Genomic DNA, 14,340 nt, shown 5'->3' with positions numbered 1-14,340 from the left:
GGAACAAAAAAGAATTGTTCCTTACCATCCCGATATTTTCCAACAAAAAAACAGCAGGAGCGTATCCTGCTGCGTTGTGATTACATTACTTGCGGTTCAACCATCATTTCGTGTTCGGCCAGGTAGCGTTCAGCGTCGAGAGCCGCCATGCAGCCCGTTCCTGCGGCCGTTACGGCCTGCCGGTAAATGACATCCTGAGCATCTCCACAGGCAAAGACTCCCTGTACGTTGGTGTAGGTGCTTCCCTTTACAGTTTTGATGTAGCCGGCCGCATCCATATCGATCTGGCCTTTAAAAATATCAGTATTAGGCTTATGGCCAATCGCCACAAAGAAACCGGTAGCGTCGAGAATACGCTCTTTGCCTGTCTGGTTGTTCATGACTTTTACACCTTCCAGTTCTTCATCACCCAGTAGTTCGACAGTTTCCGTATGCCACAGTATCTCTACGTTTGTCAGGGACATGAGGCGCTTCTGCATGATTTTGGACGCCCGCATCTCATCACGGCGTACCAGAACAGTCACGCTACGGCAGAGTTTGGCGAGGTAGCTGGCCTCTTCGGCCGCAGTGTCGCCGGCACCAACTACCACCACATCCTGTCCGCGGAAGAAGAAACCGTCGCAAACCGCACAGGCCGAAACGCCTTTGCCATTCAGCCGCTCTTCACCCGGAAGCCCGAGCCACTTGGCAGAAGCACCCGTGGAAATAATAACTGCCTCAGCTTCGATTACGTACTTTTCGTCGATCGTCACTTTGTGCTGACCGCCGGAAAAGTCGACGGAAGTGGCCATGCCGTACCGCACGTCGGTACCGAAGCGCTTGGCTTGTTTCTCAAAATCCATCATCATTTCCGGACCAGTAACACCATCGGGGTAACCGGGGTAGTTTTCAACGTCGGTCGTGATGGTCAGCTGGCCGCCAGGCTGAGGGCCTGTGTACAGGACGGGCTTCAGGCCTGCCCGAGAGGCGTAAATGGCAGCCGTATAGCCGGCGGGTCCCGATCCGATGATCAGGCAATCAATTTTTTCAGGAGACATATATTCAATGGACAATGGATGAAGAACAATTGGGAATGTGACTGTTTGCCAATCGTTTGTTATCCAAGTAATTTAAAAATCTGTTTCAGAGCAACTGCAAAGAATGGAACGATGACGTATCTCGGGCCAAACCTAGAACAAACTCATCCATAAACGAACAAAAACCAGATCACAAAAGTGCAAAGATTCTTGTAAAAAGCCAAGATTACGTCATTTGATACGCCATTCAATCCGGCGGTTCTGACGCCGGTTTTCTTCGGTGGTATTCGGAACTTTCGGTTTGGTTTCTCCATAGCCTGTTGCGCTGAATCGAGGGCTGGGAATGCCGGATTCGGCCAGGTACTTCGCCACACTTTGGGCCCGCTGCTTCGAAAGTTCAAGATTTTCCTTTTCCCCGCCCACGTCGTCGGTATGGCCCGCAATTTCGATGAACAAGGTAGGGTTATTTTTCAGGAAGGCGACCAGCTTTTGCAGCTCAACTTTCGATTTATCGTCCAGTTCGTAGGCTCCGGTGGCAAAAAAGATGTTATTCAATACCTCCACACGGTCTTTCTCCGCTTTTTCCAATGGAATATCGAGCCGGACTGCCGGCATGGAATCGCTGGGAACGAAGGTCATACTTTTAAACAGATAGCCGTCCCTTACCACGTACAGGGCATGTTCGCTGTTTTGATTCAGCACAGCCAGGTACTCGCCTGTGCCGGGCTGGGAAGTGAAAGTCGCCACGCGCTTTTGGCTGCCTAAATCATATAATTCCAGAGAGGCTTCCAGTGGCGCATTGGTGCGCTGATCGAAAACTTTACCCTTGATATAGTTAGTCGGCACAAACATTTGCTGCAGGGTGTCAGGAATGGCAAACTCGTAAAGCATCGACCGCCGCCCCTTCGAAGCGGGGCGATCGTCGGTGTAGTAGGCAGTTTTTCCATCGGAAGAAATGTACATGCCTACCTGGTCGGCTACGGTATTGATCGGGTAGCCCAGGTTTACTGGCTGGTTCCAAATGGTATCCGTACGCTGCGAAATGAAAAGGTCGAAGCCGCCCATGCCCGGCATACCGTTCGAGGCGTAGAAGAGCGTATGACCATTTGCATGAATGAACGGAGCATTTTCTTCGTCAGATGTATTGATGGTTTTTCCCAGGTTACGTGGCATCTGCCACTGCCCGCTGCTGTCAAGGGTACTTTGCCAGATGTCCGACTTTCCAACACCTCCGGGACGATCGCTGGTAAAGTACAATACGCTCCCATCGGCAGATAGCGACGGTTGGGATTCCCAGTGATTGCTGTTTATGACATCCCCCATATTCTGCGGGGCCAGCCAATCTTCACCCTCTTTTTTAGTAAAAAACAGATCACAGCCGCCATACGTGTCTGGCCGGTTGCAAGCCGTGAATACCAGGGTTCGTCCGTCGGCGGAGATAGTGCAAGTACCCTCATTATTGGGCGAATTGATGTTTTTGGAAATTTCCTCAGGTACCTCCCAACCGCTTTTTGTCCGGTGAGTGATGTACATGTTTTCATCCCGTTCCGGGGTAAGGCCCGTAAAAATCAAGGTCTCATTGTCGGCGGTAAGCACCGGAAAGAACTGCGCCTGCAAAAAATTAATGGTATCGCCCAGCGAGCGCTTATCTATTTTCACCGGGTGCTGTATGGCTTTCTGGGCGAAGCGAGCGGAAGCAATCCACTTGCGCGTCACTAGTGCCAGATTAGATCTTTCGGGGTAAGCGGCGAGGGCCTTGTTGAGGTACACATCCGCCGAATCGTAACGTTCGCGCTGAAAGGTGTCACGTCCCAGCCACTGAAACGCCCCCGCTGTCTCGGGGGAAGCAGGAGCAAGGGCCGCTGCCCGCTGGTAGTGAAAGCGAGTACGGGCCGGTTGCCGTTGAAACTCATAAATTTGTCCCAGATGAAGGTGCGCCTCAGCTATATCCGGCTGCTTTTGAAGAATTTGCTCATACAAATTCTGGGCAAGTTCCAGTTTGCGCTCCTTCCAGGCAGCCTGAGCGGCTTCAAGTACCTGGCGGTCGCGGCGGGAGAGGGTTGCCTCCTGAGCCCTGGTCTGGCCAAAAATCAGAAGAAATAAGAATAATCCAAAAAGGCGGCACATCATGGAATGTTCATGAACTTGTGCGTCTGTAACGATATTTGCCAGCGCGGATTGTCCTTTATATAGTCAATAATCAGCGGTAGCATTTGCTCGTGCCGGCTCCATTCCGGTTGCAGGAGCAGTTTGCAGTGCGGCCCAACTTGTGCGGCATGCGCCTCGGCAAAAGCAAAATCACTTTTATTGAATATGATAGCTTTCAACTCGTCCGCTGCCGGATAAATGGAAGGATGTGGCGTTTTGAATTTTTTGGGCGAAAAGCAGATCCAATCCCAGGATCCGCTCAGAGGGTACGCTCCGGAGGTTTCGATGTTGGTTTGGAATCCTGCTTCCTGCAAAGCTGACGTGAGTTCACCCATATCATACATTAGAGGCTCGCCCCCGGTAATGACCGCCAGGCGCCCCGGATGCCCCATTGCCCCCTTGACAATTTCGGCAATCGCCGTTTTGGGGTGGGCTTGCGCATCCCATGACTCTTTCACGTCGCACCACACACACCCCACATCACAACCACCCAATCTAATAAAATACGCCGCCTTGCCCGAATGGGCACCTTCACCCTGTAAAGTATAAAAGGCCTCCATAATGGGAAGCGGGATGGTTGAAGTGACAACTGTACTTTGATCTGTTTCTCTATTCATTATTACTTACTAAACGGTCATGCCTGCTGCACCTCAAAAAACTAAACCCCGCTTCAAGAAGTTCTACCAATGATATTGCACCGAAATAGGTTCTGGAATTGGAAAACTATTTCTTTTTATAAAATCCCGACCCGCCGTATTGGTTCATTATACCAGTCGGTTGAGCTGTCAATCACTCATATTTAATTAAAGTGCGCAAAGATACGATTACAGGACGATCCTTCCCCGCTGACTTTCTGGAACCTTATCGCTATGTGGGCGATCCTGCCGCCGACCTGGTGATTGCAGCCGTAGCAGACCAGGGAGGTCATGCAACCGTCGGTCCGCTCATGCGATTCTTAACCGACTACGATGACTTTGACCTGACTGCTCAGCCTGATGCTGTCAGCGAATTTATCAATGGCCGATCTGCTTTCCCTGAAAGTATAGATAAAGACCAATTCAAAGGTGGAATCGCTTTTTTCTGGAAACATTATCAGCTGGTATCCCTACTGCTAGGTACCTACGCTCTCCCCTACTGCTATGCCGGTGCAAACGGGGCCAGAGTCTTATGGATTTCGGAACGAATCAAGAATAATACCTTCCAGCGACTGGAAGAAACCGGTGCATTCGTTTTTGGAATCATGCAGGAGCGAGACTGGCAGAACGGCAGCAATTTCGTTCGAATTGCCAAGATACGTTTGCTTCATGCCGCCGTCCGGTGGTTCACGCTCAACAGCGGCCGTTGGGAAACTTCCTGGGGGCATCCGGTTTGTCAGGAAGACATGGCAGGAACCAACCTTTCTTTTTCGTTCATCATTTTGAAAGGCTTCCGAAAGTTGAACATGACGATTTCCAGGCAGGAGGAAGAGTCGTACCTGTATTTCTGGAATATCGTAGGAGGCATGTTGGGTGTTGTTCCCGAACTTCTGCCCAAAAATATGCTGGAAGCTTACCGCCTGGACAAAGGAATTGCCGATCGACAATTTGAGTCGTCGGAAGCAGGCCGGGGACTTACCAAAGCCCTGCTCCGAGCCATTGAGAAACAAATCACTTCACCTACCATGCAAAGCCTCCCGGCGGCGCAAATGCGTTTTTTCCTGGGGGAAAAGATCGCTGATATCCTGGCCGTGCCCGAAGTAGCATGGGAAAAAGGCTTTTTGAAGCTGGCCTTGCAAACACCCATTTTCCCTACACTCATGTCGCTGCAAAAACCAGCCTCGCCAGTGCTGGAAAAATACTGGCGTTGAGGGGGTACTTTCAGCCCGAGGTTCAGACGACTTGGGTACTCCCTCTTTCTTCAAACCTAAAACATGGGACGGATGCCCCACCCTCTCGCAGCCGTACCCGTTACTCTGCCAATTCGCCAAAAACATTCTCTTGCAAGCGTATGAGCGGCGGACGCAGGAACCGTCTTTTCACCTTGACCACGAACAAATTATCGTAGTCACTGTCAGGGATGGTCTTCTTTTGATGCGTTACAGGCAGTTGGTCGAGCAATGGCAGGAGGGTGTTACTATGCCCAACTACCAGCACATTGCCACCACGCAGTTTTCGAAAATGTTTGGCTGCTTCCCAGAGCGTATCGGTTGCATAGGGCAAAATCGGTAGTCCGAGTTTTGTGGCCAGGGGCTCGGCGGTGGCGCGGGTGCGGGCAGTGTTGGTTGAGTAGATGTACTCAATATTCTTATCCGACAACGTATCCATCAAAGCCTGCGCCCTTGATTTTCCTTCCGCTGTCAGCGGCGGGTCATTGGCGGGAGTAAACGCCTTTTCGGCATGACGAACCAGATAAATCGTGTGACTGGAACAACCCACCAGAACCGCACCTGTCAGCCAGATACCCAGTAAAATCCAAATCTTCATTTTCATAGCCTTATCTTTGCAAAATACGGAGGGGCCGTGGATCTCGACTCACTTTTGAGTGTACACCGGGCCCCTAGATTGCAGCAAAGATAAAAATACCAACTTGGGAACCAGCATCGTGAATTCTGTTTCAGTCAATCAATACGAGCCGATCTGCGCATTGGCGACGGCTTCGGGGGTCGGAGCTATATCCGTTGTGCGGGTATCGGGAGCAAGATGTATTGAATTAGTTGACCATTGTTTCAAAGGAGCGAACCTCACCCTGGCCGAAAGCCACACCGTTCACTTTGGCACGATCCGGCAAAATAAAACGATCATCGACGAAGTTCTGGTCACGGTTTTTCGCTCGCCCCGCTCGTTCACCAGGGAAGATTCCGTGGAGATTTCCTGCCACGGCTCCGACTTCATCGTCCGCCAGATCCTGAAACTACTGGTACTGGGCGGTGCCCGTATCGCCCGGCCTGGTGAGTTTACCCAGCGTGCCTTCCTCAATGGCCAGTTCGACCTCGTGCAGGCCGAAGCCGTGGCCGATCTGATTGCTGCCGACTCCGCCGCCAGCCACCGAACGGCCCTCACGCAATTGCGGGGAGGGTTTTCTAAAAAACTACAATTATTGCGCGAAGAGCTGATTCACTTTGCCTCGCTGGTAGAACTTGAACTTGATTTTGGCGAGGAAGACGTGGAGTTCGCCCAGCGGGACGACTTACGGCAACTCATCTACAAGCTTCAGGCCACGATTCATCCGCTCATCGAGTCGTTTGACTACGGCAACGCTCTGAAAGACGGCATTCCGGTGGCCATCATAGGTTCACCCAATGTGGGGAAATCGACGTTGCTCAACGCCCTGCTAAACGAAGAGAAGGCTATTGTCACCGAGATCGCCGGTACGACCCGCGACGTAATCGAAGATACAATTGTGCTGGAAGGGGTGAAATTCCGCTTCATCGATACCGCCGGCATCCGCGTAACCCAGGATATCGTCGAGTCATTGGGCATCGAGCGTTCGCGCCGGGCCATGGAGCAGGCAGATGTGGTGCTGATGCTTTTTGATAGTGAAGCCACCAAACAGGAGGTGAAGGTTTTGGTGGCTGGCCTGCCAAAAGAGAAGAAAGTGATTTGGGTGAGGAACAAGGTGGATTTAACCACTGGTGCGCCCAAACTACCAGGCGATTCGATTTCCATCTCCGCAAAAACACAATCCGGATTGGAGGCGCTGAAGTCCATATTACTACAACAAGTTCAAACAAATGCTGCGCAGGATACAGTCGTGACCAATCAGCGGCATTACGAACACCTTCTGAAAACTTCCCAGGCCCTGGATGAGGTACTTTCTGGCCTCGACTCAGGCATTACGGGTGATTTCCTGGCTCAGGACATCCGCCTGGCGCTGTATCATCTGGGAGAGATTACGGGAACCATTGTTTCCGATGATTTGCTGGCGAATATTTTTTCTAAATTCTGTATTGGAAAGTAACACCCACCTAGTCCATATTCATGAAAAAAATTTTAATCCTTGTCCTCCTGTTTGCCATTAGCCTGGGTACTGCTCCGCGGAAAATAACCTGGCTGGCGCTCGGCGATTCCATTACGTATCTAAACGATCACCGTGAGCAAACCGGTGACCGCCTCACCAAAGGGTACCTGACCCGAATCGCTGAGAACAACCCTGAAATCGACTACATTAACAAAGGATACAACGGTTGGACGGCGGTCAAAATCGCTCAGAACATCGACTCCCTTGGCCTGACCAAAGCTGATGTGTACACCGTTTTTCTGGGTACAAACGACTGGTGGCAAGGCAAAAAAGTGGGCGTACTGTCAGACTATGAGAATAATACCGGAACGGGTACGGTGTACGGGTCTTTCAGAATTATTACGGATAAGTTGAGACTACTCAATAAGAAAGCGAAGATCATATTGATGACCCCTATGCAACGGGGCGATTTCGTGTATGTAGCCAACTATAAAAACAATGCTTTTGGCTCGTATAAACCGAAAGATGATCAGGAACTGGAACAATTTGCTGATGCTGTGGTATCGATTGGCAAGTTGGAGAAAATGCCCGTCGTTGATCTCTACCACGACAGCGGTATCACCTCAGCCAATGCTGTTCATTTCAAACGCTTGCGAAACCCCCAGTCCGGCAACTACCAGGATTATTCGTATCCCGACTACACCAATATTCCTTTCAATCCGGAAAAGGACAACTACCCGTATCCACCCGAGGCAATACACATGACCTACGACGGACTGCACCCTTCTGACAAAGGCAACGAGATTATTGCCAACATGCTGGCTAAGAAATGGAAAGGTTTCCGATGAGTCGTACTGATTTCTTGCGAGAAGTCAGTGATTGGTTGTCCACCTTGCCGGTTGATTTCTTTACAAAATCCGTCCCTCCTTCCGGAATTGATTCCTTTGAGATTAAGAATTCAAATGGTAAGTCTTTATATATTTTTCCAAAATCCATTTATGATTTCCCGGAGGAAAGAAATAGTAATCTCAGTGAATTTCACCAAAATGCAAGTACCGTAATCCTGTGGGATGATGTCTGGTATTCTAAACGGGAAATAGTTAAATCCAGAGTCAAAGCCCTGCTCGGCATTTCGGAGCGCATTCCGGCGAGATTAACCCAGGCACGTCGACTCGACCGCCCGGCTACCCAGCGTTTTTTGGAAGAAAATCACCTGCAGACCTCCATACTCTCAAAGTACAAGTACGGCCTTTACTTGCCTAAGAAGCATTTCAGAGTGATTGCTGACCCACCCGAGGCGGAGGAACTGTTGGTAGCAGCCGCAACTTTTGCCCGTCCAAGGGTATTTGATCGCGAAGGTTCATCGCATCGCTCCTATGAATTGGTACGCTTTGCAAACCTTCTGAACACGACGGTAGTTGGCGGATTAGACAAGCTACTCAGTCATTTCGTCAAGGAGCATCAGCCCGACGACCTGATGACCTACGCCGACCTGGAATGGTCGAGCGGGCGCAGCTACCGAAAATTAGGTTTTGAGCCGCACGAAGACATCCCGCCGCAGGAGTTTTGGGTTGAAATAACTACCATGGAACGCTTCTATCCGCATCGCCTGCCCGAAGGTATTTTGGGTGAAAGTGGGCAAGAACAAAGATTCGTAAAAATTAAAAACGCCGGAAGTCGTAAGTTTGTAAAAAATTTTTAATCAAAATCCCCTCCAGTTGATCGTAATTCTTGGCCCCACCGCCTCAGGTAAAACTCATTTGGCTGCCCAATTGGCCCACCGCATCGGCGGCGAAATCATCAGCGCGGATTCGCGGCAAGTTTATCGCGGCATGAATATTGGCACGGGTAAGGATTTGGATGAATACGTAGTGGATGGAGCACCCATTCCTTACCACCTGATCGACATTGTGGATGCGGGCGAGAAATACAATGTGCATCAGTTTCAGCTGGATGTGCAGCAGGTACTGCCCGAAATTGAGGAGCGGGGAAATTATCCCATTCTGTGCGGGGGCAGCGGGCTTTACCTGAACGCCCTTTTGCAAGGACACAGTTTCACGGGCATCCCCACCAACCCGTCGTTGCGGGATATGCTGGAATCCTATCCGCACGAGGTACTTTTAAAAGAGTTCGGCAAGAAAGTGACTGCTTATTCGCCAATTGCTGACACCTCCACCAAGAAGCGCACCATACGTGCCATAGAAATCAACAATTTTCTCGACGCAAATCCTGATTTCCCCATCCCTGAAACCGAACTACCCGATTTCAGGGTGTTCGGCATCGACCCCTCGACCAACCTTCGTCGGGAGCGTATCAGCCGTCGGCTCAAAGAGCGTTTCGACAACGGCCTGATTGATGAGGTGAAAGGGTTACTGGATCAGGGAGTTCCTGCCCAAACCCTGATTTATTATGGTCTGGAATACAAACTTATTACGCAATACCTGAACGATGAAATGATCCTGGTGGAAATGAAGCAACGCCTGGAAACGGAGATCCACCGCTTCGCCAAACGGCAAATGACCTTTTTCCGGAAGATGGAAAAGGATGGTGTGGACATCCGCTGGCTCCGCAATGATCAGACACCCAACGAATGGGTGGATACCATAGCCGACCATCTGGACTTGTAATTCTACAGCTGAATGACAAAAAATCTCACAACCACACTTCTACTGGTAATTCTTGGCATCACCGATGCCTATCTCCTCTCCCACCCCAATCTTATCGGGCGCATCGGTATCCTTATTTACCGGCACGATTACCTGAAAACCTTTCCGCGTGCCCTGGCCACGGTATTCCTTGTGCTGGGCGTATGTCTGTTTCTTTGTGAGGTTATCCGGCGCATCAAACTACCGCGTGCCGCCATTGGTTGGTACCTTATGCTGATGGTCCTGGGTATGGCGCTTTTCTCCTATGTTTACGTTAGCTTTTCCTCCCTTTCGTATAGCATGACGGGCAAAGCATTTATCTATGGAGCACACCTGCTGCCGATTTTAATGATCGGTATTTTCGGACGCTACCTTGTTTCCGCCATTTACAAAGCGCGCAATCAAACCGGAATATGAAGCAACTTTACTGCTTTCTGCTTGTTTTCGCCATCTCTTCCGTGAGTAATGCACAAACGGGCTATCTGCTCCGGCCCGAACGGGTTTTCGACGGTCAGGCAATGCACGACAACTGGGTAGTTTGGACGCAGGGAACCAAGATCATGGCCGCCGGAGAAGCGGAAAGCCTTCCCGACGAATCCCGTCAGGCTGAGAGTATTGAATTCCCTGGCGCCACACTCTTGCCCGGCCTCATCGAAGGGCATTCTCATTTGTTTTTACACCCCTACGACGAGACTTCCTGGAACGACCAGGTATTGAAAGAGCCTCGTTCGTTCCGTACTGCAAGAGCAGTCAAAAGCGCGGAGCAAACTTTGCTGGCGGGCTTCACGACGGTCAGAGATCTGGGTACCGAGGGGGCTGAATATGATGACGTAGGTTTAAAGAAAGCCATCGATGAGGGCATCATCCCCGGCCCCCGCATGATCGTGGCTACCCGGGCGCTCATCGCCTCAGGCAGCTACGGACCAAATGGTTTCAGCTCTGATTTCGCGGTACCGCAGGGCGCCGAAGAGGCTGATGGCCACGATAACCTGATTCGGGCCGTTCGAACCCAGATTGGCAAAGGAGCAGACCTGATAAAAATCTACGCCGACTACCGCTGGGGGCCAAATGGTGAAGCCCGCCCCACATTCAGTGAGGAAGAAATCCGGCTGATTGTGGAAACCGCCCGCAGCAGTGGCCGGCCCGTGGTTGCCCATGCCTCCACCGCCGAAGGTATGCGGCGTGCTATCAATGGTGGCGTAGAAACCATCGAACACGGAGATGGGGGGACGGCGGATATCTGGAAAATAATGAAAGACAAAAAGGTGGCACTTTGTCCGACTCTTGCTGCTGGCGATGCCATCAGTCAGTATCGGGGCTGGCGCAAAGGCCGGGATCCGGAGCCTGCGCGATTGACTGAAAAAAGGAAGAGCTTCAAGCAAGCCCTTGATGCCGGTGTGACTATTGTCATGGGCGGCGATGTGGGGGTGTACAGCCACGGCACCAATGTCCGGGAGATGATACTGATGGTGGACTATGGCATGAAACCTTTAGATGTTCTGAAATCAGCTACCTCCGGCAATGCCCGTATTTTCCACCAAGAGACGCGGATCGGCGCTATTCAGCCGGGGTTGTTGGCCGATTTGATAGTTGTAAGCGGCAACCCGGCCATGGATATTTCGGCGATCGGAAAAGTAGAAATGGTGATGAAAGATGGCAAAATCTTTAAAAAGCATTAGAGAACGCTATCTCTCTCCCTAAAAATCTGCCTCAGAACGCCAGTATGTAAGGAACTGGATAGAAAATCCAGATATTTTTTAAGATATTGCAAGCCCTCCGCGTTTCCCCTGTCTTTTGGCAAATGCGTATAAAACGATGATATAGCCCTTTAACAAGCGAGCTGGCCGACGGACAGAATAAAATACTTATCCGCCATCTGGTTCTCAAACTTTCAAAAATCCCTAAATATTTCGACGAATCTATATGTCACAAACTGCCCAAATGACCATTGAGGGTCAACAATACGAATTTCCAGTTGTCGAAGGCACCGAACAGGAGAAAGCCATTGACATCAGCAAGCTCCGGGGAAAATCCGGATATATTACCATTGACCCCGGTTTTAAAAACACCGGTTCCACCACGAGTGCTATCACCTTCCTGGATGGCGAAGAAGGGATTCTTCGGTACCGGGGCTATTCTATTGAAGACCTTGCTGAAAAAGCTTCATTTCTAGAAGTTGCCTACCTTCTGATTTACGGCGACCTTCCCACAGCAGACCAATACGCTGAGTTCGAACATGAGGTGCGAACACACACGCTGGTGAATGAGGATATGCGGAAAATTTTTGAGGGCTTCCCGGTCAACGCCCACCCGATGGGGACGCTCTCCTCGTTGGTAAGTGCCATGAGCGCCTTTTATCCCGATTCGTACGATTCGAACGTCCCAGCCGATACGGAAATGCACATCATCCGTCTGATGGCCAAAATGCCGACTATTGTCACCTGGTCCTACAAGAAATCGCAGGGACACCCGGTTAACTACCCTGACAACAGCCTCGACTACTGCTCGAATTTCCTGAACATGATGTTTGCGCTGCCCGTCGAAAAATACGAAGTCGATCCCGTGGTGGCCAAAGCGCTGAACAAGCTGCTGATCCTTCACGCCGATCACGAGCAGAACTGCTCCACTTCTACGGTGAGATTAGTAGGTTCTTCCCAAGCCAACATCTACACCTCTATTTCGGCGGGTATTGGCGCGCTTTGGGGTCCATTACACGGAGGAGCCAACCAGGAGGTAATCGAAATGCTGGAAGCCATCAAAGCGGACGGCGGCGATTCTCAGAAATATATTGATAAGGCAAAAGACAAAAACGACGACTTCCGCTTGTTTGGTTTCGGTCACCGGGTTTACAAAAACTTTGACCCCCGTGCCCGTATCATCAAAAAAGCCGCCGATGAGGTACTTGAAAAACTGGGCGTCAACGACCCTGTTCTGGACATCGCCAAGACGCTGGAAAAAGCCGCTCTGGAAGACGAATATTTCGTTTCGCGCAAGCTTTACCCTAACGTGGATTTTTACTCTGGAATCATCTACCGCGCCCTGGGCATCCCGACCAATATGTTCACGGTCATGTTTGCCATTGGCCGCTTACCGGGCTGGATCGCGCAGTGGAAAGAAATGCGCGAGAACAATGAGCCGATCGGTCGTCCGCGTCAGATCTACACGGGTCCTACAGAACGTGATTTCGTGGCGATGGACAAGCGTTAATTTATCTTTCAAAACAGTCCAGACACCGTCCGAATTTTCGTGGCGGTGTTTTTTTATTTTAAAATTATGGCGGAGACAAAACCGAAACTCTCAATCTCTGATTGGTTAGCCATCGAGCGCACCCGGTTAGCTAACGAGCGAACCTTTCTTGCGTACTTCCGTACCACATTAGCTCTGCTGGCGGGTGGCGTCACGATTCTCAGACTGGAAGCTTTTCAGGATATTCGTTGGTTGGGGTATGTTTTTTTGGCGTTGGCACCGATGGTTTTTCTGATAGGGATTTGGCGCCTGTTTTCGGTCAAGCGACGGATCGAGGACAGGTATCAAAATTTAAATGAGTAAGCCTGGCAACGCGAAGAAGCAGGAAACTGTTCTGGATTGGAAAACGTATCGTTAAGGAGGGAAAGGGGTAGTTTAAAATGACAGCTTTGCTAAAACAGATCCACGGAATTCCCGTTGGGTATTCCGTGATGTTGTACCGAAATAAAAGATACGGCGTGACCCGCACTACTTTCAATGCTGGGAAAAGCACAAAGCTTTACGCGGAGGAACTGGGAGGCAATGATTTCATCAGCTTGAATTACTACATAACTACCACGTCTGAAATCTTAAAGCCGTGCGAAATGCCGGAACAAAAAGTAATCGACTTCCTAATGAAGGCGGTGTTATTTTGCCATAAAAAATAAGGTAACAAGCAGAATTAATTGATAGTTGAAACAATTAAAAACAAACCATTAAATAATGAACGACTCAAAAAAGGCATACATTGCTGGCGGCTGTTTCTGGGGCATGGAGGACCTCTTCCGGGTAAGGCCAGGCGTGACAGACACCGAAGTAGGATACATTGGAGGCGAAAACGAAAACCCTACCTACCGAAACCATCCCGGCCATGCCGAAGGATTGGAAATAACCTACGATCCCAACGAAACGTCATTCCGGGAACTGTTGAATTTTTTCTTTCGGATTCATGATCCGACCACGATCGACCGACAGGGCAACGACATCGGCTCAAGCTACCGATCAGCCATTTTTTATCAAAATGCGGAAGAAAAAAACGATGCGGAAGAAATGATCCAAATCGTGAACGATTCCAAAAGGTGGAAAGGTACCGTGGCCACTACCCTGGAGCCGTACACCACCTTCTGGGCAGCAGAGCCGGAACATCAGGATTATCTGGTGAGAAATCCCAATGGATACACCTGCCACTTTGAAAGGTTTTCCGAGAGTTATATTTAAAGCAGAGCCTCAGAATATACGTCTAAACAAAAAGCCTTGCCAAAAAATTTGGCGAGGCTTTTTAGTAATTCCGACAGGATTCGAACGGCTGCGGCCGACCGTCTGTGACCGTCTGCTTGGAAGGCAGGTGATCTATCCAGTTGGCAACTGGC

The 14,340-nt window shown here is 50.3% G+C and carries 14 protein-coding genes; 10 read left to right on the top strand and 4 right to left on the bottom strand.

Features of this window, described 5'->3' with window-relative positions:
* Positions 1–80 precede the first annotated feature (80 nt).
* The 3 genes from trxB to IE117_RS18490 all read right to left on the bottom strand — a co-directional run bounded on the left by trxB (position 81) and on the right by IE117_RS18490 (position 3,781).
* Positions 81–1,037: a thioredoxin-disulfide reductase gene (gene trxB / locus IE117_RS18500; RefSeq protein ID WP_189566006.1), complete on the bottom strand. Its 957-nt coding sequence runs from the start codon at positions 1,035–1,037 to the stop codon at positions 81–83.
* A gap of 210 nt (positions 1,038–1,247) precedes the next feature.
* The gene (locus IE117_RS18495; protein WP_189566005.1) at positions 1,248–3,146 is read right to left on the bottom strand and encodes an OmpA family protein; all 1,899 of its coding nucleotides are present in this window, start codon (positions 3,144–3,146) and stop codon (positions 1,248–1,250) included.
* Positions 3,143–3,781, bottom strand: coding sequence for a 7-carboxy-7-deazaguanine synthase QueE (locus IE117_RS18490; RefSeq protein WP_229581130.1), 639 nt, complete (start codon positions 3,779–3,781; stop codon positions 3,143–3,145). Before IE117_RS18490 ends, IE117_RS18495 begins: the two co-directional genes overlap by 4 nt.
* 191 nt (positions 3,782–3,972) lie before the next feature.
* Here IE117_RS18490 and IE117_RS18485 point away from each other — a divergent pair, with 191 nt between their 5' ends.
* On the top strand, positions 3,973–5,010 hold the full coding sequence (locus IE117_RS18485; protein ID WP_189566004.1) for an oxygenase MpaB family protein: 1,038 nt from the start codon (positions 3,973–3,975) through the stop codon (positions 5,008–5,010).
* Between the two features lie 100 nt (positions 5,011–5,110).
* Here IE117_RS18485 and IE117_RS18480 read toward each other — a convergent pair whose 3' ends face one another.
* Complete coding sequence (locus IE117_RS18480; RefSeq protein WP_189566003.1) at positions 5,111–5,632, bottom strand: SixA phosphatase family protein; 522 nt, start codon at positions 5,630–5,632, stop codon at positions 5,111–5,113.
* Between the two features lie 112 nt (positions 5,633–5,744).
* Here IE117_RS18480 and mnmE point away from each other — a divergent pair, with 112 nt between their 5' ends.
* From mnmE to msrA, 9 genes are all read left to right on the top strand, one after another.
* Positions 5,745–7,100: a tRNA uridine-5-carboxymethylaminomethyl(34) synthesis GTPase MnmE gene (gene mnmE, locus IE117_RS18475; protein ID WP_189566002.1), complete on the top strand. Its 1,356-nt coding sequence runs from the start codon at positions 5,745–5,747 to the stop codon at positions 7,098–7,100.
* Positions 7,101–7,120: 20 nt separating this feature from the next.
* Positions 7,121–7,948, top strand: a complete 828-nt coding sequence (locus IE117_RS18470; RefSeq protein WP_189566001.1) for an SGNH/GDSL hydrolase family protein — start codon at positions 7,121–7,123, stop codon at positions 7,946–7,948.
* Positions 7,945–8,802 carry a hypothetical protein gene (locus IE117_RS18465; RefSeq protein WP_189566000.1) on the top strand — a complete coding sequence of 286 codons (858 nt, stop codon included), beginning with the start codon at positions 7,945–7,947 and terminating at the stop codon, positions 8,800–8,802. The genes IE117_RS18470 and IE117_RS18465 overlap by 4 nt, the downstream gene beginning before the upstream one ends.
* Before the next feature lie 16 nt (positions 8,803–8,818).
* A complete protein-coding gene (miaA, locus tag IE117_RS18460; RefSeq protein ID WP_189565999.1) occupies positions 8,819–9,727 on the top strand; it encodes a tRNA (adenosine(37)-N6)-dimethylallyltransferase MiaA in 909 nt (302 codons plus the stop codon).
* Between the two features lie 12 nt (positions 9,728–9,739).
* The gene (locus IE117_RS18455) at positions 9,740–10,162 is read left to right on the top strand and encodes a hypothetical protein (RefSeq protein WP_189565998.1); all 423 of its coding nucleotides are present in this window, start codon (positions 9,740–9,742) and stop codon (positions 10,160–10,162) included.
* Positions 10,159–11,424, top strand: a complete 1,266-nt coding sequence (locus tag IE117_RS18450) for a metal-dependent hydrolase family protein (protein WP_189565997.1) — start codon at positions 10,159–10,161, stop codon at positions 11,422–11,424. The genes IE117_RS18455 and IE117_RS18450 overlap by 4 nt, the downstream gene beginning before the upstream one ends.
* 244 nt (positions 11,425–11,668) lie before the next feature.
* A complete protein-coding gene (locus IE117_RS18445) occupies positions 11,669–12,952 on the top strand; it encodes a citrate synthase (RefSeq protein ID WP_189565996.1) in 1,284 nt (427 codons plus the stop codon).
* A gap of 66 nt (positions 12,953–13,018) precedes the next feature.
* Positions 13,019–13,294, top strand: coding sequence for a YidH family protein (locus tag IE117_RS18440; RefSeq protein ID WP_189565995.1), 276 nt, complete (start codon positions 13,019–13,021; stop codon positions 13,292–13,294).
* Positions 13,295–13,693: 399 nt separating this feature from the next.
* Positions 13,694–14,188 (top strand): peptide-methionine (S)-S-oxide reductase MsrA, encoded by a 495-nt coding sequence (gene msrA, locus IE117_RS18435; protein WP_189565994.1) that lies wholly within the window; start codon positions 13,694–13,696, stop codon positions 14,186–14,188.
* The last annotated feature ends 152 nt before the right edge of the window (positions 14,189–14,340 follow it).

Origin of the sequence: Persicitalea jodogahamensis (assembly GCF_014651615.1) — a bacterium.
Taxonomy (GTDB): Bacteria; Bacteroidota; Bacteroidia; order Cytophagales; family Spirosomataceae; genus Persicitalea; species Persicitalea jodogahamensis.
Note: the sequence above shows the minus strand (reverse complement) of the source record. Positions and strands in the feature narration are given on the sequence as shown.

What these genes read in the sequence shown, in the direction of transcription:
- trxB (WP_189566006.1), bottom strand. Translation starts at nt 1,037, where the DNA reads ATGTCTCCTGAAAAAATTGATTGCCTGATCATCGGATCGGGACCCGCC.
- IE117_RS18495 (WP_189566005.1), bottom strand. Translation starts at nt 3,146, where the DNA reads ATGATGTGCCGCCTTTTTGGATTATTCTTATTTCTTCTGATTTTTGGC.
- IE117_RS18490 (WP_229581130.1), bottom strand. Translation starts at nt 3,781, where the DNA reads ATGAATAGAGAAACAGATCAAAGTACAGTTGTCACTTCAACCATCCCG.
- IE117_RS18480 (WP_189566003.1), bottom strand. Translation starts at nt 5,632, where the DNA reads ATGAAAATGAAGATTTGGATTTTACTGGGTATCTGGCTGACAGGTGCG.
- IE117_RS18470 (WP_189566001.1), top strand. Translation starts at nt 7,121, where the DNA reads ATGAAAAAAATTTTAATCCTTGTCCTCCTGTTTGCCATTAGCCTGGGT.
- IE117_RS18465 (WP_189566000.1), top strand. Translation starts at nt 7,945, where the DNA reads ATGAGTCGTACTGATTTCTTGCGAGAAGTCAGTGATTGGTTGTCCACC.
- IE117_RS18455 (WP_189565998.1), top strand. Translation starts at nt 9,740, where the DNA reads ATGACAAAAAATCTCACAACCACACTTCTACTGGTAATTCTTGGCATC.
- IE117_RS18450 (WP_189565997.1), top strand. Translation starts at nt 10,159, where the DNA reads ATGAAGCAACTTTACTGCTTTCTGCTTGTTTTCGCCATCTCTTCCGTG.
- IE117_RS18445 (WP_189565996.1), top strand. Translation starts at nt 11,669, where the DNA reads ATGTCACAAACTGCCCAAATGACCATTGAGGGTCAACAATACGAATTT.
- IE117_RS18440 (WP_189565995.1), top strand. Translation starts at nt 13,019, where the DNA reads ATGGCGGAGACAAAACCGAAACTCTCAATCTCTGATTGGTTAGCCATC.
- msrA (WP_189565994.1), top strand. Translation starts at nt 13,694, where the DNA reads ATGAACGACTCAAAAAAGGCATACATTGCTGGCGGCTGTTTCTGGGGC.